The 24,789-nt window shown below is 43.5% G+C and carries 15 protein-coding genes; 12 read left to right on the top strand and 3 right to left on the bottom strand.

Annotated features, from left to right (window positions below):
* Window positions 1-10: 10 nt before the first annotated feature.
* Both ACFS5N_RS07650 and ACFS5N_RS07645 read right to left on the bottom strand, forming a co-directional pair.
* Window positions 11-2,176, bottom strand: a complete 2,166-nt coding sequence (locus tag ACFS5N_RS07650; protein ID WP_377183868.1) for a PAS domain S-box protein — start codon at window positions 2,174-2,176, stop codon at window positions 11-13.
* A 91-nt stretch (window positions 2,177-2,267) separates the two neighbouring features.
* On the bottom strand, window positions 2,268-2,534 hold the full coding sequence (locus ACFS5N_RS07645; RefSeq protein WP_377183866.1) for a hypothetical protein: 267 nt from the start codon (window positions 2,532-2,534) through the stop codon (window positions 2,268-2,270).
* Between the two features lie 78 nt (window positions 2,535-2,612).
* On the opposite strand from ACFS5N_RS07645, the gene ACFS5N_RS07640 reads away from it, so the two are divergent.
* From ACFS5N_RS07640 to ACFS5N_RS07600, 9 genes are all read left to right on the top strand, one after another.
* Entirely contained in the window at window positions 2,613-3,002 is a 390-nt protein-coding gene (locus tag ACFS5N_RS07640) for a hypothetical protein (RefSeq protein WP_377183864.1), read from the top strand.
* Between the two features lie 93 nt (window positions 3,003-3,095).
* On the top strand, window positions 3,096-7,460 hold the full coding sequence (locus ACFS5N_RS07635) for a CusA/CzcA family heavy metal efflux RND transporter (RefSeq protein WP_377183862.1): 4,365 nt from the start codon (window positions 3,096-3,098) through the stop codon (window positions 7,458-7,460).
* Window positions 7,461-7,472: 12 nt separating this feature from the next.
* Complete coding sequence (locus ACFS5N_RS07630) at window positions 7,473-8,603, top strand: efflux RND transporter periplasmic adaptor subunit (RefSeq protein WP_377183860.1); 1,131 nt, start codon at window positions 7,473-7,475, stop codon at window positions 8,601-8,603.
* 188 nt (window positions 8,604-8,791) lie between these two features.
* The gene (locus ACFS5N_RS07625) at window positions 8,792-9,394 is read left to right on the top strand and encodes an RNA polymerase sigma factor (protein ID WP_377183858.1); all 603 of its coding nucleotides are present in this window, start codon (window positions 8,792-8,794) and stop codon (window positions 9,392-9,394) included.
* A 65-nt stretch (window positions 9,395-9,459) separates the two neighbouring features.
* Complete coding sequence (locus ACFS5N_RS07620) at window positions 9,460-10,632, top strand: FecR family protein (protein ID WP_377183856.1); 1,173 nt, start codon at window positions 9,460-9,462, stop codon at window positions 10,630-10,632.
* Window positions 10,633-10,903: 271 nt separating this feature from the next.
* Window positions 10,904-14,224, top strand: coding sequence for a SusC/RagA family TonB-linked outer membrane protein (locus ACFS5N_RS07615; protein WP_377183854.1), 3,321 nt, complete (start codon window positions 10,904-10,906; stop codon window positions 14,222-14,224).
* 3 nt (window positions 14,225-14,227) lie between these two features.
* Window positions 14,228-15,625: a RagB/SusD family nutrient uptake outer membrane protein gene (locus ACFS5N_RS07610; RefSeq protein WP_377183852.1), complete on the top strand. Its 1,398-nt coding sequence runs from the start codon at window positions 14,228-14,230 to the stop codon at window positions 15,623-15,625.
* A gap of 12 nt (window positions 15,626-15,637) precedes the next feature.
* The gene (locus ACFS5N_RS07605; protein ID WP_377183850.1) at window positions 15,638-18,133 is read left to right on the top strand and encodes a M1 family aminopeptidase; all 2,496 of its coding nucleotides are present in this window, start codon (window positions 15,638-15,640) and stop codon (window positions 18,131-18,133) included.
* A gap of 46 nt (window positions 18,134-18,179) precedes the next feature.
* The gene (locus ACFS5N_RS07600; protein WP_377183848.1) at window positions 18,180-19,502 is read left to right on the top strand and encodes a redoxin domain-containing protein; all 1,323 of its coding nucleotides are present in this window, start codon (window positions 18,180-18,182) and stop codon (window positions 19,500-19,502) included.
* A 212-nt stretch (window positions 19,503-19,714) separates the two neighbouring features.
* On the opposite strand, the gene ACFS5N_RS07595 is transcribed toward ACFS5N_RS07600, so the two are convergent.
* Window positions 19,715-20,425 carry a response regulator gene (locus ACFS5N_RS07595; protein ID WP_377183843.1) on the bottom strand — a complete coding sequence of 237 codons (711 nt, stop codon included), beginning with the start codon at window positions 20,423-20,425 and terminating at the stop codon, window positions 19,715-19,717.
* A gap of 438 nt (window positions 20,426-20,863) precedes the next feature.
* Between ACFS5N_RS07595 and ACFS5N_RS07590 the strand changes: the two genes are divergently transcribed.
* From ACFS5N_RS07590 to ACFS5N_RS07580, 3 genes are all read left to right on the top strand, one after another.
* The gene (locus tag ACFS5N_RS07590; RefSeq protein ID WP_377183841.1) at window positions 20,864-22,276 is read left to right on the top strand and encodes an SDR family oxidoreductase; all 1,413 of its coding nucleotides are present in this window, start codon (window positions 20,864-20,866) and stop codon (window positions 22,274-22,276) included.
* 132 nt (window positions 22,277-22,408) lie between these two features.
* Complete coding sequence (locus ACFS5N_RS07585) at window positions 22,409-23,293, top strand: MerR family transcriptional regulator (RefSeq protein ID WP_377183839.1); 885 nt, start codon at window positions 22,409-22,411, stop codon at window positions 23,291-23,293.
* A 2-nt stretch (window positions 23,294-23,295) separates the two neighbouring features.
* Window positions 23,296-24,786: a phytoene desaturase family protein gene (locus ACFS5N_RS07580; RefSeq protein WP_377183837.1), complete on the top strand. Its 1,491-nt coding sequence runs from the start codon at window positions 23,296-23,298 to the stop codon at window positions 24,784-24,786.
* Window positions 24,787-24,789 lie beyond the last annotated feature (3 nt).

The following is a 24,789-nucleotide window of genomic DNA, read 5'->3' as shown; positions in this document are numbered from 1 at the left end:
ATTTGAAATTTTAGCCCGGGTAATTGAGCGGGAGGCTGAAAGAAAAAGTGCTGCCGCTGCCTAGTTCAGTTTCTACCCAGATCTTTCCGCCGTGACGTTTAACGATCTCGGCGGAAAGATATAAGCCGATGCCAAAACCGGAAATGTGTTTCCCGTGGGTGGACTGGACGCGGTAGTAGCGGTCGAAAATCATTTTTGCATCTTCGGCACTGATACCCATGCCCTCATCCCGGACGCTGATTATCACCTGGTCTTTACCGGCTACACAAGTGAGCGTGACACGCGAACCTTTCGGTGAATATTTGACCGCATTGACCAGCAAGTTGGAAATGACAGAACTGATCTTGTCCCGATCTGCAAAGATCTCAACCGGCGGACAGTGCTGACATTCGATCCGGTGACCGTTGACGGTGAGTTTGGTTTCTTCGATCACCTCGTTTATCAAAGCATCCAGCTGGAAATGTTGTGGTTCGATCATCAGCTGCGCAGATTCCAGGCGAGAAACATTCAAAAACCCGTTGATCATATTCGTCATCCGTTTTACCTGGATATTAGCCTTATCTATGGCACCGGGCAGAAAGTTATCTTTGCTGTGCGCTAACTTTTGCCCCGCAATCTGGAGGATCGCATTCAGTGAGGTCAGCGGCGTCTTGAGTTCATGGCTCACCATACCGATAAAATCGCTTTTGCGCGTTTCATCCTGTTTTCGCTCGGTAATATCCCTTGCTATTTTTGAGGCGCCGACGATATGGCCTTCGCCGTCTTTGATAGGAGAGGTCGTTTCGGACACATCGATCAGCCGACCGTCTTTTGTCAATCGCTTTGTCTCAAAATGCTCCACCCGCTGACCTGACCTGAGCCGCGCGATGAGTTTCGGCTCTTCGTCCTGGCGGTCTTCGGGAATGATCTTATAAATGGTCTGACCGATCATTTCCGCTGCCGTCCAGCCGAACATGCGCTCGGCGGCCGTATTCCAACTGGTGATCACGCTATCCAATGTTTTACTGATAATGGCATCGTCCGAGGATGTAATGATCGCGCCCAACCGGGCATTGTTGATTTCTGCCAGTTTGATATCGGTAATATCCAAAACGGTGCCGATAAAACGCGTCGCCTGCCCGCCGTTAAAATAGACCTTGCCTTTCACCTTGATCCAGTGGGTTTTCCTGTTGTCAAAACGAATGATGCGGTAGCTGACATCATAACGCTTTCTTTGTTCAGGATCGATACTTTCGGCGATCTTTTGCTGCACCCATTCGCTGTCGTCCGGGTGGATCAGGGCGGAAAAAAGTTCCAGGCTGACTTTCTCATCGGCCGGCAGGCCATAAATCGCACGGCATTCTGCCGACCAATACAACTCGCCGGAAATCGGGTTGTAATCCCAGGTACCCAGCTCGGTTGATTCAATAGCCAGTTGCAAGCGCTCAGAGCTTGCCGCCAGCTCGTCATAGACTGTTTGCAGTTGCCGCTGGGCCTCTATCAGTTCCTCGTTCGTAGTCGCCAGTTCCTCATTAATCGCTGTATATTCTTCGTTGGAGGCCGCCAGCTCTTCATTCAATGCTTGTTCTGCATTAAACTTCTCGATATATCTTTTTTCGCTTTCTTCCAGTTCTTCGGTGCGCCTTGCCACCCGGTCTTCCAGTTGCGCATTTAGTGCGTTCAGGTGATGCTGGGTTTCCCGCAGCTGGGTGTTGATAAGTAATAATTCCGCTAAAGTTTCGCCCTGTTCCTGCTGGCTTTTGAGCAGAGCCCGTTCGGTCATGATCTTGTCGGTAACATTGGTGGCCAGTTGGATGATATAAGCGATCTCCCCGTCCTCATCAAGTACCGGAGTATGACTCGGGTCCCAGTAACGGGTAATGAATTTGCCGGGGTTTTGGTTGTCGGGCACATCATAGCGCTGGATGCGCATATAATCCGGCTTTTTAGTACGTAGCACCGCCTGCAGCGAAGCATTGATGTTTTGAACGCCATCTGCGTCAGGCAGCTCTGGGTTATCAGGAAAAGCGTCAAAGATATATTTGCCGGCGATGGCTTCCCGCGTGGTTTCGGTCGCTTGTAAATAGGCGTCGCTTGCCGTGATGATGTAAAGGTCGGGCGATAGTACCAAATACATATTCGGCGCTGTTTCCAGCGCTTTCAAAATCTGGGCGTCAGGTGCTTTACGGTTTTGCATAAATAAAAAATCAAAATCTTAAACGCCGGAGCGAAGCTTTTGTTTGTTGATCAGGTGTGCAGGCAGCCATCGGGATTATTTTTACCATACACTAACTAACTGACCGTCTCATGGGGGCTTGGTGAGTGCTATCTTTGGCGAAGGCCAGCTCTGAAAAGGTGATGTCATCACTGGCACAGCTGTTAATAATTTTTGACATTTCTACTGTCGAGCCGTCCGTCGAAATTGCTGTGATACTCAGATTTGTAACGGTTGTTTTCTTCATTAATCTCAAGTGTACAGGGCTGGCAACTAATCCTGCGACCAAAAAACATTTTTGTTTTTGCTCTATTCCTTTTGCCAAAATATTGATATTCAATTATTAAGTTAATTAAATGCGAGCTAAAAGCACTTGAAAACACTTTTCAATTTATAAAGATATTTATTTAGTTTTGAAATGGTGAAAAGGTTCATAGCTATATTGTTCCTCGCGATATTTGTGTTTTCTTCAACTGAAGCGCATCAGTTGTTGAGAATTCCCTATGTTTTTACCCATTTTGCTGAACATCACCGGCAAAACAGCCAGCTTTCTTTTATCAGATTTCTGGACCTGCATTATATGCACGGCAGCCCTAAAGACCGTGACTATGATGAGGATATGAAGTTGCCTTTTAAAGCGCCTGACAAGTGTCAGTCGGGACAGTCCACCATTTTTTTACTGCCGTTGCTGTCTCCCAAGGTGATCAAGCCCCTGGAGGTCTGCCGGGAGGTGAACAATACGTACAAAGATTGTTTTGTCGACAGCGGTTACCATTCCGGCGTCTGGCAGCCACCAAAATTTTGTTAAGCGACTCATTTATTTGATCGAACAAGACAAATGTCTTGTTCCTAATGCCTGTGGATTCTCACGGGCGGTTTATTCATTTAAATATTTTCTAATATGCTTAACAGAATCATTGAATTTTCTGTGAGAAATAAGCTTATTGTGGGCCTTTTTCTCATAGCGCTTATTGGGTACGGTATTTTTCAACTTAGCCGTTTACCCATAGATGCAGTGCCTGACATCACCAATAACCAGGTACAGGTAATTACCCTTGCGCCATCATTCGGCGCTACCGACATAGAACGCCTGGTCACTTATCCGATAGAGCAGGTCAATACCAATATACCCGGCATGAAAGAGATCCGGAGCTTTTCCCGCTTCGGTCTGTCCCTGGTTACCATCGTCTTTGATGACGGCACAGATATTTACTGGGCAAGGCAGCAGGTGGCCGAACGCCTGCAAAAAGTGCAGGCAGACATCCCTGAGGGTGTAGGCATCCCAGAACTCGGTCCTGTGAGTACCGGATTGGGCGAAATTTATCAATATGTAGTAAGGCCAAAACCTGGCTACGAAAAAAAATATGACGCCATGCAGTTACGTACCATCCAGGACTGGATAGTACGCCGCCAGTTGCTGGGTGTAAAAGGTGTGGCCGAGGTAAGCAGTTTTGGCGGTAAGCTTAAACAATACAGCATTGAAGTAAGCCCGAATAGCCTGCAGGCTCACGGTCTTACTATCAACGATGTGTTTAATGCCGTAGAGCGCAATAACAAAAATACCGGCGGGGCTTACATTGAAAAGGGGCCAACCGTGCTGTATATACGAACGCAGGGACTTTTTGAGTCTGTCGATGATATCAGGAACACTGTTATCAAATCCATCGGGAACGGTCAGCCTTTATTTATACGGGACGTTGCCGAAGTACGCACCGGCTATGCTACCCGTTATGGCGCCATGTGCTATAATGACCAGGGCGAGGTTGCCGGCGCGGTGGTGATGATGCTAAAAGGGGCCAACAGCAGCGAGGTAATTAAAAATGTAAAAGAGCGGGTTGCATTGGTGCAGAAAACGTTACCAGAAGGCGTCGTTATCGAACCGTTTCTTGACCGTACTAAAATGGTGAACAATGCCATTGGTACCGTAGCGCATAACCTGCTGGAAGGCGCACTGATCGTGATCTTTGTACTAGTGATTTTTTTAGGCAACCTGCGCGCCGGATTGCTTGTTGCCTCTGTAATTCCTTTAGCAATGCTTTTTGCCGTTATTATGATGAACTTATTCGGTGTAAGCGGTAACCTGATGAGCCTTGGAGCGCTTGATTTCGGCCTGATTGTAGATGGTGCGGTTATTATTGTAGAGGCTGTTATGCACAAGCTTAGTCATAGTAAGCATTTTACAAACATTAACCAATTGGAACAGCCAAAAATGGATAAGGAGGTAAAAGAATCGGCCGGTAAAATGATGAATAGCGCGGTTTTTGGCCAGATCATCATTTTGGTTGTCTATCTGCCCATTTTTACTTTGCAGGGTATTGAAGGCAAAATGTTTAAGCCGATGGCCCAAACGGTGGCCTTTGCCTTAATCGGTGCTTTTTTGCTTTCGCTGACCTATATCCCCATGATGAGCTCAGTCTTTTTAAGTAAAAAGATTAAGCAGGCTCCTAACTTATCTGACCGGGTGATGGCTAAAATAGAGCATGCTTACCAGCACGCACTGCAAAAAGTATTAGGGTTTCCAAAAACGGTGGTTGCGGTTGTTATCGGCCTTTTCATTGCGGCTATCCTGATTTTGAACACACTGGGCGGTGAGTTTATCCCCGCATTAGAGGAAGGAGATTTTGCGGTAGACACCCGGGTACTAACCGGGAGCAATCTTAATACCACTATCGCTAATACGCAGAAAGCGGCACACCTGTTGAAGACACAGTTCCCGGAAGTAGAAAAAGTAGTGACCAAGATAGGCAGCGGTGAGGTACCCACCGACCCGATGCCGATGGATGCAAGTGACATGATGGTTATCTTAAAACCTAAAGCGGACTGGACCTCTGCAAAAACATTTAGCGAACTATCGCAAAAAATGGGCGCTGCACTGGCAGCCGTTCCTGGAGTTACGGCCGGATTTCAATTTCCGGTACAAATGCGCTTCAATGAGTTAATGACCGGTGCACGGCAGGATGTAGTTTGTAAAATATTTGGTGAAGATATGGACACGCTTGCACTTTATGCCAGCCGTTTAGGCAAGATCATTAATACGGTGGATGGTGCAAAAAATCTTTATGTAGAAGCCGTTGGCGGCGTACCGCAGGTTTTGATAAATTATAACCGTAATGCCATCGCTCAGTATGGACTGAATATCGACGATGTCAATAGAACCGTCAATACCGCGCTGGCCGGCCAAAAGGCAGGAATGATGTTCGAGGGTGAGAAAGGTTTTGATGTAATGGTACGTGTAAGCGGCGAACAAAAGAAAGATCTGAAAGATATACAGAATCTGTTAATTGCTACGCCTGGCGGCATGCAGGTGCCCTTGTACCAGCTTGCTGGTGTTGAAATACAGAACGGACCCAACCAGATCCAGCGTGAGGATGCTAAAAGGCGTATTGTGGTAGGTTTTAATGTACATGGGCGCGACGTGCAAAGCATCGTACAGGAATTGCAGGCTAAGGCAGATAGCCAGTTGAAGCTTCCGGCAGGCTATTATATTACCTATGGTGGCGCCTTTGAAAATCTTAACGCGGCCCGGCAGCGGCTAATGATAGCCGTACCGGTATCTTTGCTTCTCATCTTTGTATTATTATATTTTGCTTTCAACTCGGTTAAGCAGGGGTTGCTTATCTATTCAGCCATACCGCTATCTGCTATAGGTGGCATTTTATTTCTCGCTCTGCGCGGAATGCCATTCAGCATAAGCGCCGGTGTTGGTTTTATTGCATTATTTGGTGTAGCGGTACTTAACGGCATTGTGTTGATAGCCGAATTTAATCAGCTCAGGCAATCCGGGCTCACTGACTTGAAGCGTATTGTATTGATGGGTACCAAAGTAAGGCTGCGACCGGTGATGATGACTGCATTTGTGGCATCGCTTGGATTTTTGCCTATGGCCGTAAGCAATGGCGCAGGTGCAGAAGTGCAGCGGCCTTTAGCTACAGTAGTAATTGGTGGGTTGTTAATTGCGACATTTTTAACACTATTTGTGCTTCCTGTCCTCTATGTTATTTTTGAAAAAGACATCAGGCCCAAAGTAGGTAAAACTACACGAATAACAGCGCTTATAACGGTTATTGTGCTTGCCGGTATTAGCCGGTCTGCCTCCGCACAAACGCCTATTAGTTTAAAAGCGGCTACCGATACTGCACTCAAAAATAGCCGCCTGCTAAAAAACGAGCAATTGAAAGCAAGATACCAGCAATTGTTGATCGGAAGCGGAGCCGCGTTGCCGCAAGCCAACGTATCGGCAGACGTTGGACAGATCAACAGTGCTTATACGGATACACGGCTTTTCATCAATCAGTCTTTTAATTTTCCAACCGTATACTCGCGACAAAAGGAATTACTTCGTCAGGAATGGAGAAGCGCTGTTTTAAATACCGCAGTAAAAGAAGCTGAGTTAAGAAGGCAAGTTGGGCAGGTTTACGCAGAGCTTGTGTTCCTGGATCAAAAACAGCGATTATTAAATTATACCGATAGTTTATATCGTGCTTTTTATAACCGTGCGCAACTACGCTTAAGTAAAGGCGAAACCAATGTACTGGAAAAAAGCAGCGCAGAAGCATTATTAGCACAGATGGAGCTGCAGCAGAACCAGCTCATGCAAGACAAGGTAGTGTTACAATTGCAATTTCAATTGCTGCTCAATACCGTAACAACCTTTCGCCCAGACGGTGGCGCATTAAAAATAACCATTCCTTTAATAACCACTGTTGATACCCCGGATGTTATTAAGCATCCCACTTTATTAGTGCTGGCCCAGCAGCAGGAAGCTGCAAATGCAGCCTGGAAATTAGAAAAGAGCCGGCTGTTACCAGATCTGTCCGTAGGTTATGCCAATAGTAGCATTAAAGGGCTTGGAGCCGATGATCGGTACTATAATGCGAGCCATCGTTTTAACGCCGTTTTATTGAGCATAGGCATTCCTGTATTTTCCGGCGGCCAGCAAGCGCGTATAAATGGGGCAAAGCTTTATCGACAGATAGCGGCGGATTCTTACCAAACCGGTATACAGAATTTTAAAATAGGGATGGTAATCGCCCGGCAGCGTTATCAAATGGCTTTGAATAACGTTGCTGCGTTTGAATCAAGGTATCTAAAAAATGCAGACCTGATTAGCCAAACCGCCAACAAACAGCTGGCCGCAGGTACAATAAACTATCTGGAATGGGTACAAGTTACTGCGCAGGCTATTAATATCCGCAACGAGTATGCGGACGCAGTAAGAAACCTGAACGAGGCGGCCATACAATTGAACTACATAATCAACAAATGATCTGAAAGCAATATGAAAACCAATATATTTATAATCGCGGCAGCGTTACTGTTAAGTGCCTGCGGCGATAAAAAGCAAACTGCGGACGATAAGACTCCATCCACTATCGTAAATGAAAATACAGTTATTTTAACCGCTGCGCAGTTCCGTAACGCAGGTATCGAGACCGGCAGGCTGGTACAAAGAGCAATTTCCGGGACACTTAAATTAAATGGTAAGATAGACGTCCCGCCACAAAACATGATTTCTGTGAGTGTGCCTTTGGGCGGATACCTTAAATCTACCAATCTGCTGTCGGGTATGCACGTAAGAAAAGGTGAAACAATCGCCGTGATCGAAGATCAGCAATATATTCAGCTTCAGCAGGACTATCTGACAGCTGTAGCTAAACTAAGCGGTTTAGAAAAAGATTATAAGCGGCAAAAGGAACTAAATACAAGCCAGGCAGCTAGCGACAAGGTGACCCAACAGGCTGAAACCGATTACCGCGCCGACCGCATACTGGTAACCACCCTGGCGGAAAAGTTGCGGCTTGCAGGCATTGATCCAACCCGGATTAATGAGCGACATATCGAAAAGAGTGTTAATATCCATTCTCCAATAGATGGCTTTGTATCCAAGGTGAATATCAATATCGGTAAATATGTATCCCCCACCGAGGTACTGTTTGAATTGGTTAACCCCACCGATATACATCTGGCCTTAAAAGTATTTGAAAAAGATCTTGGCAAGTTACAATTGGGGCAAAAAGTGGTGGCTTACACCAACAATAATCCCAACAAAAAATACGATTGTAAAATACTACTTATAGGTCATGACCTGTCTGCCGACCGGGCCGCCGACGTACATTGCCACTTTGAGACATATGACAAAGCCCTTGTGCCTGGTACTTATATGAACGCCGAGGTGGAAATAAAAAACAGTGTCGCTAATATGCTGCCTGCAGATGCTATTGTTGATTTCGAGGGCAAGTCTTATGTATTTAAAGTTGCAGGTGATAAAACTTACGAAATGGTTGAAGTGAAAAGTGAACAAGCGCAAAACGGTTATAGCCGGGTTGAGGTTGCGCAGTCGGATAGCACGCTGTTTGTAACCAAAGGCGCTTATTCGCTGCTCATGATGTTAAAAAACAAAAGCGAATAATAGTATGATAAAAAATAATGCCATTCCGATCAGAAAGCGGAATGGCATAAACAACCTGGCCATGAGGTTCGCAATAAATCTAATTAGATTATAACATGGGTATCTCTGTGTTTCAGTCTCCTAATGAGCTTGTTTGTTTGTTAAAATTTCTTTAATATCGTTATTTATTGGTTGCTACGATGTAGAAGATGGATGTAAATGACAAACAGTTAATTGATAACTTAAACCTTTTTGCGGAATTGGCGCAGGGAAGTGAAAAGGCGTTTGTCAAAATTTATTGGAATTACACAAAAAGATTATATCCATTCGTGCTAAAAATGACCCATGATGAAGTAACCGCTGAAGAAATTATTCAGGAAGTCTTTGTTCAATTGTGGGAAAAACGGGCACAACTTAAAAATGTGCAGTATCCAACCTCATACTTGTTTCAGATTGCATCTAATAAAACACTTAACTATTTAAAGCGCGAAAGCAACCGTTCTCGTATACTCGAAAATTACGCTAAATCACATTCTGAAGTGACCTACGGAACTGATAAGGGGCTGGATCTAAAAGAAACATCGGAAATTCTTCGCCTGGCAATAGATTCGCTGCCTGAACAGCGCAAACTTATCTTTGAATTGAGCAGACAAGAAGGGTTGAGCAATGAAGAAATAGCACAGCAGCTTGGAATAGCAAAACAAACGGTAAAAAATCAGTTAGTTACCGCCTTAAAAAATATCCGTACTTATATGGAACACCGGCAATCGTTTTTCTCCTTCGCCTTGTTTTATCTGCTAACAAAAAAATAATAATTAATTAACAGCGGCTTAGTACGCTCTTCAACTTTGATTGTCTTCTCTTCAAAGAAGCCCGCATGGACGATCAATCAGAATATATAAAAATCTTATTTTCAAAATACGCTTCGGGGAAAGCCTCTGCAGAGGAGGTGGAGGAGTTTCTGGAATTATTATCTCAGGGTACGTTTGATCAGGAGATCAGCAGCAGCATGCAGGATATAATAAGTAAAACAACCCCTGACGCCTCTTTAGATCACCGAAGGTGGGCCAGGGTGCTGGCCGATATCAAAGAGCAGGGGTTGTTACCCTCACGGAATACAAAACTGCGCTGGAACTTGGGTATTGCCGCATCTATTGCGATTGTCATTGGCAGTTTTATCCTGCTGTTTTATAAAAAACCTCTACCTCAGCAATCCAACCTTAGTTCCACCATTGTTGACAGGTCTCCAGGCCAGAACAGTGCTACGCTAACGCTTGGCAATGGAAAAAAAATAAAACTGATAGCTGCTGCAAATGGGAAATTAGCCGTAGAACCGGGGGCGGTCATAACCAAATCTGCCGAAGGCGAAATAATTTACGATAGTACAGCACAGGCTTCAACCCCGGCTCCAAATCAATACAACACATTAAGCACAGCTAATGGTGAAACATATCATTTAAAGTTACCGGATGGGTCTGAGGTGTGGCTAAATGCAGCATCAAGTTTATCCTATAAAGCGTCCCTGATAGAGGACGGTAAAAGGATGGTCAGATTAACAGGCGAAGCTTATTTTCAGGTCGCAAAAGACAAAAAACATCCTTTCATTGTTGCCTCTGAAAAGCAGGAAATCAAGGTTTTGGGAACACATTTCAATGTCAATACCTATAAAGATGAGCCGGCTGTCAGAACCACCTTGCTGGAAGGTTCGGTACAGATCACATCAGTAAACGGCAACACAATTAAAATGAAGCCGGGGCAGGAAGTATCAATGGTTGGTGCTACTTTCAGTACTGCTAATGTCGATCCGGAAGATGCGGTAGCCTGGACTAAGGACCAGTTACAGTTTGACAATAAAACGGTACCGGAAATTATGCGGCAGATTGCCAGGTGGTACGATGTTCAGGTAATTTTCAATTCGGATATTCCTGAAGGAACATGGACCGGCGCTATATCCCGGCAACGCCGCTTAAGTCAGGTGTTACGTATGATGCAAAAAAGCAACGAAGTCAAGTTTAAATTCGACGGAAAAAAACTTTATGTAAGCAAATAAATAGCTAACCCCAATAATTAATTATTCATTAAAACGAGGAATATGGTAAAATAAATACAAGAATTTAAGTCTGTAATATAATAACCAGCCCCAACGGATTGGGACCGGTTACGTTTGGCAATAGCCAAGATCAAAGTATCAACTATTCACTGTGATGTGCCGGCGCTTGGAAACTAAAGCACATCATATAACCAAACTAACACTAATGTACAAAAAAAATGCTGGAATATCAGCCCGGCCTAATAGGCCCTGCCATAAGATTTTGCTGATTATGCGATTAACCACTCTACTATTGTGCGTGTGCCTGATGCAGGTAAGTGCATCTACTTTAGCACAGAAAATAACGCTATCCGTAAAAAATGCCTCACTATCAAAAGTTATTAAAGAAATAAAAGTTCAGGCCAACGTCGACTTTTTCATATCGTCCAACCTATTAAAGCAGAATAAAAATATAACGCTGGATGTAAAAGGCATGGATTTAACAACGGCGTTGGATTTGATATTCAAAGATTTGCCGTTGATATATACCATCGAGGATAAATTTGTTGTGATTACGGAAAAAAAACAACTTTTAATCCGGAATGTGAGCAAAGAAGAGCGTGATATAAAAGTATCCGGACGCCTTGTTGATGCCAAAGGCAAAGCTATAAATGGTGCAACAGTTTCTGTAAAGGGGAAATCGCAATCTGCTGTTTCAGGAGCCGACGGACGGTTCACTATATCGATCGTGGACGAAAATTCCATACTGGTTATTTCCCATATCGGGTTCAAAACTAAAGAAGTTGCGCTGGGGGAACTAACCCATGATATTGTATTGGAAGAATTTGTCTCGCCGCTTGACGAAGTTCATGTGATTGGTTATGGCACAGAAAGCCGCCGGTTTAGTGTTGGTGCGGTTAGCTCTGTCTCAGCTTCTGATATCGAAAACCAACCTGTAACCAACCCCTTGGCAGCATTAGAGGGATTGGTTCCGGGGCTCAACATTACGCCATCATCCGGTGCTCCAGGTGCTGCAATAAGAGTTCAAATACGGGGTCAAAATTCGCTATCGCAAACTGGTTTTGGGAGCAAGCCTTACGACCAACCGCTGTTTGTGATTGACGGCGTGCCGGCTGCAGCTCAGAATATCAACATAAACGCGCTAAATGCTTTTGGTGGCGGCGATGGTACTGAAGGTAACTTTGGCGGTATAAGCCCTTTTAATAGCTTAAATCCTGCGGATATAGAAAGTATAAGCATCCTTAAAGATGTTTCGGCTACGGCCATATATGGAACGCAGGGAGCCAATGGGGTAATTTTGATTACCACAAAAAAAGGGAAAGCGGGCAAAGCACAAGTAAGGGCCGATTTTAATACCGGGTTTAACTCGCCTACCAGAAAGATTCGGCTGCTTAACCGGGAGCAATATTTGGATTACCGGCGAGAATCTGCCAAAAATGATAATGTCGACCTAACTAAGGTTTCGCCGCTTGCTTATCCGGATCTGTTATTGTTTGACCAAAATAAAAACACCGACTGGGTAGATTATTATCTTGGTAAAAACACAGTTAATACCAATGCACATTTGAGTTTGTCTGGCGGGTCAGAGAAAACCACTTATTTGATTTCCACAGGGTTTACTAACTCACAATACAACTTTCCCGGAGATTTTGCTGACAAGCGTTTAACCTTGCATTCCAATCTAAACTATGCGACACCAGACAATCGCTTCAATATTAGTTTTGGGTCTGATTTTTCATATGAAAGAAATAATACCGCCGCAACCACGTCGCTCATTCAGGCCATTTTAACTCCGCCAAATTTCCCTGACTTATATGACGCTGCGGGCAATCCTAACTGGAATTATAAAGGATACAACACCTCTCAATTTGTTCAATATGCTGCCAGCCTGAAGCAACCTAGCATTTTAAGGTCTTATAATCTTATTAACTCCATGACCTTAAGCTATCGGATTATTAGTGATCTGAAAATTAGCGTTAATCTCGGGTATAACCGCATTGCAAGTGATGAAGATCAACGATTGCCTTCAAGTACTATTAACCCACGGTTAGGCGCTGTCTCCATGGCTAATTTTACAAAGAATACTTTCGAAACAATAAATATCGAACCACAGCTCAATTATCAGCATAGTTTTGGCCCTGGCGTATTTAATGCCCTTTTAGGCGGAACATATAAAAACAATAACATCTCAGAAGTACAGCTTAATGGGTCGGGATTTAGCGATGAAGCGCTGCTTGGTTCTATTGGCTCGGCCGCCACTATTCTAGCAACTGATTCTTACAATCCTTATAAATACGTTGGCGCTTTTGCCAGGCTGGGTTATACCTATGATATGAAATATATTATTCAACTGGCCGGCCGAAGAGACGGTTCAAGTAATTTTGGCCCTGGCAGGCAATTTGCAAATTTCGGCTCTGTAGCTCTGGGTTGGATTTTCTCGGAGGAGACGTTTTTTAAAAATGCTATTCCCGTTATATCTTACGGTAAATTGTCCGGAAGTTATGGAACGGTCGGTACAGATGTGACAACCCCTTATCAATACCAGCAACTTTTTGCAGGCGATAATTCAGGGCAAAACTTTCAAGGAACCAGGCCGCTTTATGTCCAGAATCCTTATAACCCGGACTACGGATGGGATACAAAAAAATCAATCAATTTAGGACTTGATCTTGGCTTTATTAAGGACCGTATCCTGTTAAACGTTAATTATTACCGCGACCGGATCGGCAATCAATTGGTCAATTACACCCTTCCATCTCAAACAGGATTTAATGCTGTTCTGTCGAACTTTGCCGCAGTTGTACAGAATAAGGGGATTGAAGTGAATTTGACCTCGAAAAATATAATAGGGAAGAAGTTCTCCTGGAGTACAAGTTTCAATATTTCAGCGAATAGTAATAAATTAATTGCTTTCCCAGGCCTGGAGCAGTCGTCCTATGGAGCGATTTATTCGATAGGAGAGTCGGTTAATACGGTAAAAGGGTATGGCCTTGCTGGCGTAAACCCGCAAACCGGCTATTATCAGTTCTATAAAAGTGATGGCTCTATAACGGATTATCCTAATTACGGGAGTCCATCTTTTGGGGGAGATTTCCGAGCGATAGCTAATACCGATCCGAAATTCATTGGCGGTTTAGGAAATACCATCTCGTATAAACAGTTCAGTTTTTATTTTCAATTTCAGTTTCAGCGCAAGCAACAGGCAAACTATTTACGAAGTCTCTACTTAAATGCACGGCCGGGAACACTGTCAAACCAACCAGTTGAAATTTTAGACCATTGGAAACAGCCGGGTGATAACTCCAGCATTCAAAGGTTAACCAGGGACTTTAACCTTGCCGAGTATTATTTCACCACTTCATCAGGGGCATACAGCGACGGTTCTTATGTACGGCTAAGAACTGCAGCTATATCGTATGTTCTTCCTGCAGGTATCTGCAAAGTCCTCGGGATAGCAGATGGTAAATTTTATATAAGCGGGCAGAATTTATTATTACTGACAAAATATAAAGTTGGTGATCCTGAACTGGCGGATATTTTTAGTTTCCCGATACAAAGAACCCTGAATTTTGGCTTTAACATTAATTTATAGTCTATGAAACCGATTACACGTCTATCCAAAACATATTTAACGGTCATCTTAATGATTGTTGTTGCAGCCACTTCCTGCAAAAAGTTAATACAAATACCCACTAACCCAACCAATAAACTTTCTAAAGACAGAATATTTGCTGACAGCGCCAATATTGTAGCAGCTGTAGCGGGCGTTTACGGCAACTTCGGAGTGACTCAATCAAATTTGGGTTTTGGCAATGGTGCTATTACCATATACACCGGGTTGGCAAGTGACGAACTTATTGTAGGTTCTGAGACGTATACAGCCCCCGCATTTTTTGAGAATACTATATTACCAGATAATTCTATAGTAGCAAGTATGTGGTCTGACGCCTATAAAAACATCTATCAGATCAATATTTGTTTGGACGGGGTTGCTAAAACAACAGCCATCAGCGATAAGCTAAAGCGCCAACTGATTGGGGAATTAAAGACAGACCGTGCATTTTACTACTACTTTATGGCAAATATATGGGGAGGTGTGCCTATAATTACCTCAACAGACTATAAAGTCACCCAGAGCACTCCCCGGGCAACTTTAACTGATGTTTTCAATTTTGTGTTGACCGACTTGAAAGACGCGCAGCAACTATTAACAGCAGCTTATCCGTCAAGCGGTCGAAAACGTCCAAATCTTTACGTGGCGGAAGCTTTGTTGTCAAAGGTTTATTTATATCTCGGCCAATATCAAAATGCGATAGATGCGGCGAGTACTGTGATTAGTTCGCCGCTATACAGGTTAGAAACGCTGGATCGCGTTTTCTTAAGCGAAAGCAGTGAAGCCATTTGGCAATTGCCAGCTAACGGTGCTAACCAGGAAACACCCGAGGGCGCCTCATTTATACCGTTTGACGCAACCTACCAGCCCAATTTTGTGATGTCTCCTCAACTACTTGGCGCGTTTGAGAGCAATGATCCCCGTTTGACACAATGGACTAACGCTAATACAATAGGAACCGACACCTATTACTACCCGAATAAATATAAAAATACGCTTCCGGGGCAAACACCTTTGGAAGACTATATGATATTAAGACTGGCAGATATTTATTTAGTGCGTGCAGAAGCTTTCGCTGAGTTGGAAAAATATACAGAGGCAATGGCAGACTTAAATACAGTAAGAGACAGGGCAGCAGACCGGCCGGATTTAACCGCGGCGTCAAAAACGCAAGCTTTAACTTTAATAGCCCACGAGCGCCAGGTTGAACTATTTTGTGAATGGGGTAACCGTTGGATTGACCTGAAACGTACCAAAATGATTGACGCGGTATTGGGGCCGATAAAGTCATCCTGGGTTCCAACTGATAGTCTCTTCCCGATTCCCAATAATGAGCGACAAGCCAACCCGTACCTGAATCAGAATCCTGGTTACCGATAACATTCATATAAAATGAAATTTTTTTGCTTAGCCATAATTATAATTGGCAGTATCGGTACCTGCATTCCTAAATCGACGGTCGCGCAGTCTGCACGAATAACAAACTCGACATTAAGCATATACCGTGAAACACCTACAAAGTACAGTAATTTGGTACATACCAGGCTCAATGTTCGTTTTGATTACAAAAAGCGCTATTTGTATGGTAAAGAATGGGTTACATTAAAGCCGCAGTTCTACCCAACCGATTCCTTGTCACTTGACGCAAAAGGCATGGATCTAAGGTCGGTAGTTATTGTAAAGAATGGCAGGAACCTTCCGCTGAAGTTTACTTATGACAGCCTTGTAATCAAAGTCCGGTTAGACCGTACTTATTATAGCAATGAAACTTATACCATTTACATTGACTATATCGCCAGGCCAAATGAATTTAAAGCGCAAGGCAGCATGGCCATTGCTGACGCGAAAGGTTTATATTTTGTGAACCCCGACGGTACCGAAAGGGATAAGCCAATCCAAATATGGACTCAGGGCGAGACTGAAGGGTCTTCTGTTTGGTTCCCAACTATTGACAAGCCAAACCAAAAAACTACTGATGAGATCAGCATGACGGTGCCAGCCAAATATGTCACCTTGTCTAACGGTCGTCTGGCATCCCAAAAAGTCAATAGCGATGGGACTCGTACCGATACCTGGAAAATGGAATTGCCGCACTCGCCGTACCTGTTCATGATGGCTGTAGGCGACTTTAAAATTATTAAAGATACCTGGAGAGGAAAAGAAGTCAGCTACTATCTGGAGCCTAAATACGCACCGTACGCAAGGGATATTTTCGGCTTTACCCCAGAGGTGTTGGGTTTTTACTCCAGGCTATTGGGCGTTGATTATCCGTGGAATAAATATTCGCAAATAGTGGTACGCGACTACGTAAGCGGCGCAATGGAAAATACATCAGCTACCCTGCATGGCGATTATGTGCAGGCAACTAAACGTGAATTACTTGATGATTACTACGGCCAGGGCAAAAGCACAATTGTACATGAGCTTTTCCACCAATGGTTTGGTGACTATGTTACTGCGGAGAGCTGGAGTAATTTGACGGTAAATGAGTCGTTTGCTGATTTCAGCGAAACCCTTTGGGCCGAATATAAATACGGTAAAGATGCCGGTGATGCCCACATTAATGCTGACCGGCAAACCTACCTGAGCCAGCCGGCCCTGTACAAAAACAAACTTGTGCGATTTCACTACCACGATAAAGAAGACATGTTTGATGCCGTCACTTACCAAAAGGGCGCCAGCGTGTTGTACATGTTGCGAAACTACCTGGGTAAAGAAGCTTTTTACAAAGGCTTAAATATATACCTAACAACAAACGCCTTTAAAAATGGCGAGGCTGAGCAGTTGCGTTTAGCCCTGGAAGAAGCCAGCGGGCGCGACCTTACCTGGTTTTTTAACCAGTGGTATTTTGGTTCCGGTCACCCCATCTTAGACATCACTTACAAATGGAATGATGCTGCCAAAACCCAGACCGTATACATCAACCAGAAACAGGACGAGGATGCGTTCATCCTGCCGATAGCTGTTGATGTGTATAGTGGTGGCAAGGCAGAACGCAAACAATTCTGGATTCGAAGCAAAATTGACAGCCTGGTATTTCACGCTGATGTAAAACCCAGCTTGATTAACGTCGATGGGGATAAAATGCTATTAGCCCAAAAAACGGATAACAAAACAATTGACGAGTTTGCCTTCCAATACTTTAACGCGCCGTTATACTTAGATCGTTTTGAAGCTATTGATGCTGCAATTAAATTTCAAAAAAATCCCATTGCACAAAAAGTAATAATTGCTGCACTTCATGATAAATATTTTGAGTTGCAGCTTAAAGCGATTCGCGGTGCAGATCTGAATAAGAAGGATGTGTGCGATTTTGCGCAGCCTGTCTTGGTTCAATTAGCCGAACACGATCCGAATACGCTCGTAAGAGCCGCAGCCATTGCGGTATTGGGTAAATTGAAATCGCCAGGAAATAAGGGTCTTTTTAAAAGGGCATTGAAAAGCCAGTCTTACGCCATATTACAGGCTGCTTTGAACGCATTGGTTATGGTGGCTCCGCAGGAGGCTCTAAAAGTTGCCGATACCTTTATCAATGATAGTTATAACGGATTAAAACAAGCCGCATTGATGACCTACGCAACGGCAGGTGCTGATAATGAATGGCCAATGGTCTATAATGCGTTTATCGATGGATCACCTCAGACCCAATTTGACCTCATCCAAAAAATTGGCGGTATGACCGGAAGACTTCGTTCGGTAAACAATGCAAAAAAAGGTATTGAGGCTATCATTGAATTCGGCAAGAAATATGAAGCCTATGGTTTAGGGGTAAAGGTAACGCGAATTTTAAAAGAGATCGAAGAGGCTAGAGCGAAAGCCGGAGACGCATCTTTAAACTCAGAAATTGAAAAAGGCATCGCCGTTTTAACCGGATCGGGTGGCAAATAACCGGATTATTTAAACTCAAGTTTAACAAAAACAAAATTAACTCTAAATGACAACTAATATAATCAGAAAACGTGCTTTGGCTATTAGCCTAAGCATAAAAGGTATCTTTCTCACATTAATACTATCGCAACTGTGTGTTTACCACTCTTTTGCGCAAACCGATAATGAACCAAAAAAAGTAGACAGCTTGCGGAACGAAAACTTAAAGCTGATTTACAATGAAAAAGATCCTGAAAAGAAGGAAAAGGTATTCCATTTGTGGCTTCAAAGCTATCCACCGCTAAAGAGTGATTCTGCAGAACGGGTAAAATATGACTACGCGGGCTATTCTGTAGCTGCTGCTTACGCAAGAGTGAACAATGTTACAAAAGCTATGCAATATGCAAATCAGTTTGAAACTATCAATTGGAAGGCGCAAGGATGGTGGAACGTTGCGTCGGAGCTCGAAAAGAACGGGCATTTTAAAGAAGCGGTTGAACTCTACAAACGAGCATACGCCCATTCATATAGTTGTGTAATTTCAAATAATTATGATTTAGCTGTGCAAATTGCCGCCGCGGGGTATCAGCTTTATGCCAAGTCATTAATTAAATTATACATTAAGCTAAAAAAATATCCTGAGGCCCTGTCGGCTCTGAAGCAGTTATGTGGGCGGCCGGAGTATGCAGATACCGAAGCTTACCAGGACTATGCTTCAATACTCATGCGGGTGGGCAATGACCGTGAAAGTTTTAATGTGCTGGATAAAGCTGCCAGATTGGGTTTAGCTAACGAAGCTATGACGAACGATTTGAGGACATTATTCAAAAAATTGAACGGAAACGGAGCCAACTTAAATGATTATATGGCGGCTGTCAACAAAGCTATGAGAGAAAAAATCAGGGAAGATGTGGCAAAAACTATGGTTAGTGCCCCTGCCGCAAATTTTAGCTTAAAAGATTTGGACGGAAAAACCATTTCTTTGTCAGAGCTGAAAGGGAAAACTGTCGTTCTGGATTTTTGGGCAACCTGGTGCGGGCCTTGTAAAAGTTCCTTCCCGATCATGAAGGCCGCGCTAGAGCGATTTAAGAATGATCCTAATGTAATGTTCTTGTTTATCCACACTTACGAACGTGACGCCAATGCCTCAACGCTTGCGAAAAATTACATCAACGAAAATCATTATCCCTTTGAGGTATTGATGGACCTGAAGAATACGGAGGGGGCTAATCCTGTAGCCGAGCGCTACAAACTCAGCGGACTCCCAACTAAAATGGTCATTGATGGAAATGGTAATATTCGTTTTTCGGTAGTTGGTTTTTCGGGCACCAATGAAGCTGCGGTAGAAGAATTATGTACTATGATCGAATTGGCAAAAAAGGCAGGTTGAAGCGCTATATTAATACCGTACAGTCGTATAAAACCTTGGAGCGTATTTTCCTGCAATGGTTGGCCGCGTTGGCCGCCTGTCCCCGGCGCTGCAGGCTGCTACTGAGCTAATATAAGTCCCTTATCTCATGCTGCGACCAGTCTGATCTATGTAAGATTGGTCGCGGCAGGGGCTAAGCTTGGTTCGAATGAGAAAAACTGTTTCGTAGATTTTTATAGATTTACTGTATGGTTATGGTGCTTTTGTTTTTCAATGTCGGTTTTTGGCGGAGTTGACTTCAATAATTGATAGCGCATAGCGTATTTTACCAGTGCCGGTGTGTTTCTTACGCCGGTTTTATTAATCATAGCCTGGCGGTGTCCCTCAACTGTGCGACGGCTGGTAAAAAGCTGATCTGCAATTTCCTGGTTAGTTGCACCATCGGCAATTAATTGTAATACTTCCAGTTCACGCGGCGAAAAGTCAATCATAGGTTCGGCATATAAGCCTGGTGTATCTTGTCCCTTTATAAACAATTGCGCAAGTTTCGCTGCCAAATGTGTGCATATATAGTTTTTACCATGATACACTTGTCTAATCGCAAAAAGTAATTCTTCGCGGGAGATAGACTTGTTGATATAGCTTTTGATGCCTGATTTAAAAGCATCGGCCATATAACACTCCTGATCTTCGAGCGTAAAGACGATTGTTTTTATAAACGGAAAATGGCGACTGAAATGTTGGGCCAATAAGATGCCGTTCATGTTAGGCAAGTGGACATCGGTTAAAACCACGTCAGGTATTTTTCCCGCTCTGACCAGGTTAAGCAGTGCTTCCCCGTCTTGTGCGTAGCCAATTACATTAATTTCCGGTTCATTAGCCAGCAAATTAGTAATACCATCCAAACTATTTTTGTCGCTGTCAGCGATTAACACACGTATCATATACTGTTTGATAATTTAACTGTTAAAAAAATAACGGCAACTTAATTTGCCGCAATACGCGGCCACGGATTTGAAATTTGCTATAGTATTAATTTAATTTTTTTACCAATGTTTTGATTAAATGAAATTTTGATGAAATACCGTATTTGTCGCAATTTGTATTTATACGTATTTAGGGGCTGTTCCTCGGCGTAAATTTCACATTGCATGCTTCAATCTGCCCTTAAGTTGAGTTTAATTTTAAGTTAAAAGTTATTTATAATAAAAAGCGGAGATTGTAGACATACCAGGATGTTATGATTGCTTTTTGCGTTAACATGTAACCGCCTACGATATGTGAGCCGAAGGTATAATGGTTTTCAACATTAGCCACCCTTCAAACCGTAAAGGTTTAAATTTTCGTAAATCAAAAAGTTAAATCATCGTGTTAGTGATCTTATGAAAATAATTTTGACAGGTGGTACCGGTTATATCGGAAAGAGGTTGCTTCCCGTTTTGCTTCAACAAGGGCATCGGGTTGTTTGCGCGGTTAGGGATAAGCAACGTGTAGATTTGAAGAAATACCAGGCGCGGCAGGTTGAATTGGTGGAATGTGACCTGCTTATGCCAGATACGCTCAATGCGCTTCCTAAAGACATTGATGCAGCTTACTATCTGGTGCATTCAATGACCGGCGAAGACTTTGAAAACCAGGAGAAAATATCGGCCGAAAATTTCATTAAGTATTTAGATAAAACTACGGCCAGGCAGTTAATTTACCTGGGGGGAATCGTCAACAGCAAGGAGTTGTCACCTCATTTGCAATCCAGAAAAACAGTTGAAGATACTTTGGCGCAAGGTAAGGTGCCGTTGACCGCTTTAAGGGCGGGTATCATCGTTGGGTCGGGGAGCGCATCGTTTGAAATTATCCGTGACCTGGTGGAAAAATTACCTCTTATGGTAGCCCCTAAATGGTTGAATACAAAGTGTCAACCCATAGCTGTAAGAAATGTGATACAATTTTTGTCAGGGATATTAGACCATAAAGAAGCGTTTGGTCAGCATTTTGATATCTGCGGGCCTGATACACTTACCTATAAACAAATGCTGCTGCAGTTTGCACAGGTTCGTAAATTGAAAAGACGAATTATCATCGTACCGGTAATGACGCCACGCGTATCATCTTACTGGTTATACTTTATGACGTCTACCTCTTACCGTTTAGCTATAAACCTGGTGGATAGCATGAAAGTAGATGTGATAGGTATTCCGAATGATCTGGCTAAACAGTTAAAAATCAAACTTATCCCGTATAAAGAATCGATAAAGATGGCGTTTGATAAAATCGAGCAAAATTTGGTTTTGTCGGCTTGGAATGATTCGGGGAGTGCTGTCTTTAAAAAAGGCCTTGCCGCATATATCGAGGTACCGAAATTTGGTGTTTTTCAGGATAAAAAAACAGAAAAAACGCCAGATACAGCGCAAGCCGAAGCTAAAATATTTGCTATCGGTGGTCGGTCGGGCTGGTATTATGCCAATTGGCTTTGGGCTTTTCGGGGTTGGCTTGACAGATTGTTCGGCGGTGTGGGCTTGCGTAGGGGCAGAAAAAACGCAAGCGAGGTAAGTGCAGGCGATGCTTTGGATTTTTGGCGGGTCATCCTGGCCGACCGCGAAGCCAAACGGCTGCTGCTTTATGCTGAAATGAAGCTACCTGGCGAAGCATGGCTGGAGTTTTCAATTGGTGAAAATCAATGCGTACATCAAACTGCAACCTTTCGTCCTCACGGTGTAGCCGGGCGTTTATATTGGTATGCAATGCTGCCCTTTCACCATTTTATTTTCAGGGGGATGTTACACGAGATTGCTAAATGATTTTTACCCTTTAATGCTTTAACGCAATCCCTTATATTCAATGTAAAACACGACGATAATTCATTGTAAGTCAAACAAAATTTTAAAAATTCGATTATTTGTCTAAGTTTGTATTATAAAAAATTAGACAAAATGAATTACTCCATTTCTGATTTAGAGCAGCTTTCAGGAGTTTCAGTACACAATATACGTATCTGGGAAAGGCGATACGGTGCACTCAGCCCGTCAAGAACTCCCGGAAACGTGCGTTTTTATGACGACGATCAACTAAAGCGCTTATTAAGCATAGCCGGGCTATACCACGCGGGCTATAAAATTTCAAAAGCATGCCGGTTAAGCTCAGATGACATGGGGAAGCTACTGAAGGAGGAGGTGGATAATACGTTGCCGGCTGAAAACCGGTACAGTTATTTTATATCTCAAATTATAAGCAATGCTCTTGTTTTTGACGAACGCGGTGTTAATGATCATATTGCTAAATCCTTCCGGCAAAACGGTGTTGCAGAAACATATAAATTTGTGATCTACCCTATGTTGGTGCGTATTGGATTGATGTGGTTGACCGAATCGCTATGTCCTGCACAGGAACATTTTCTTTCATCAATTATACGGCAAAAATTATTTGCGGCAATTGATGGCACCGTAGGTCAGCAAGCCGGCAAGCAAAAATGGCTGTTGTTTTTACCTGAAGATGAAGACCATGATATAGGCCTTTTACTCGCAAATTATCTGCTGAGAGCAGCCGGTCATCAGGTTGTTTATCTTGGAGCTAAAGTACCTTTAACTGCTGTTAGTAACACAGTAACTGCGACGCAGCCGCACAATCTGATGCTTTTTATGACCAGGGTAAGACCTATTGATGATGCACAACTATATGTGACCCGTCTGGCAGCGCTATTTCCTTCAGCGCAAATTTATATTTCGGGCAATAAAAATGTTATGAGCGGCCTTAAATGTGCTGATAATATCCACTGGTTAGCAACTTTGCCGGATTTTGAGAAACTAATCAGTGAATAGTTATGATGCAAAATGAACCCAAAAATATAATTGTTATAGGTGCGGGCTTTGCCGGCCTGAGCGCTGCCGCCTACCTGGCCAAAGCCGGGCATAGCGTTAGCGTTATTGAAAAGAACGCCGAGATAGGCGGCCGTGCCAGGCAAATTCGCACAGATAAAGGGTATACGTTTGATATGGGTCCGAGCTGGTATTGGATGCCGGATGTTTTTGAACGCTTTTTTGCCGATTTTGGATACAAGGCGTCTGATTTTTACACGCTAACCAAATTAGACCCCCAATATGCCATTGTGTTTGGTAAAGAGGATATTATGAATATACCTTCTGATATGACGGGCATTGCCCGGCTTTTTGAAGGACTGGAAAAAGGCGCGGCAGATGCGTTGAAATCCTTTATGAGCGAAGCTGCCTATAAATATAAAGTCGGTATTGAAAAACTTGTTTATAAGCCGGGTCTTTCCCTGTTGGAGTTTGCAGATATCGACCTGATTCGGGGAGCGTTTCGCCTGCAGGCTTTTACATCGCTAAGTAAACATGTCCAAAAAAACTTTAAGCATCCTCAATTACGGGCGCTGATGGAGTTTCCTGCATTATTTCTGGGTGCTATAGCCCAGGACACGCCGGCGCTTTATAGCCTGATGAATTATGCGGGTTTGGCTTTAGGTACGTGGTATCCGCAAGGAGGCTTCGGCCAGGTTACCGCAGCGATGAAAACCGTTGCCGAAAATGCCGGTGCGAAGTTTATTACAAACGAAAGCGTTACCGGCTTTGAAATAAATAATAAGCGGGTTAGTAAGGTAATTACAAATCGCGGTAGCTATGAGGCTGAGGGCGTTATAGGCGCCGCCGATTATCACCACATTGACCAACAACTGATTGACGCGAAGTTTCGTAATTACGATCAGGCTTATTGGAATAAAAGGACTATGGCGCCTTCTGCCTTAATATTTTATATTGGCGTTAAGCGCAAGGTGCAAAGGCTTATACATCACAATCTGTTTTTTGACGAAGCTATTGAAACCCACGCAGATGAGATATACAAAAATCCCCAATGGCCGTCAAAACCTTTATTTTATGTATGCTGCCCGTCTAAAACCGACTCGACGGTAGCGCCGGCGGGTCATGAAAATGTGTTTATCCTGATGCCTTTGGCCACAGGTATAAAAGATAGCGAAGCGTTACGTGAAATTTATTTTGATACCATTATGACCCGCCTGGAAACTTACTGCGGCGAGGACATCAGGTCAGCCATAGATTACCGCAAAAGCTATTGCATTGCTGACTTTGTAGCCGATTATAATTCTTTTGGCGGCAATGCCTATGGACTGGCAAACACGCTCCGTCAAACCGCGGTATTAAAGCCTTCGATAAAAAACAAGCACCTGCAGAATATATTTTTTGCAGGTCATTTAACCGTGCCGGGACCCGGGGTTCCGCCGGCAATAATATCCGGAAATGTCGCTGCAAATCAGCTATTAAATTACTTGAAAAACTGAGAT

This window comes from Mucilaginibacter ximonensis (assembly GCF_042686265.1).
Taxonomy (GTDB): domain Bacteria; phylum Bacteroidota; class Bacteroidia; order Sphingobacteriales; family Sphingobacteriaceae; genus Mucilaginibacter; species Mucilaginibacter ximonensis.
The sequence above is the reverse complement of the archived record's forward strand: the minus strand, read 5'-3'. Positions and strand labels throughout refer to the sequence as shown.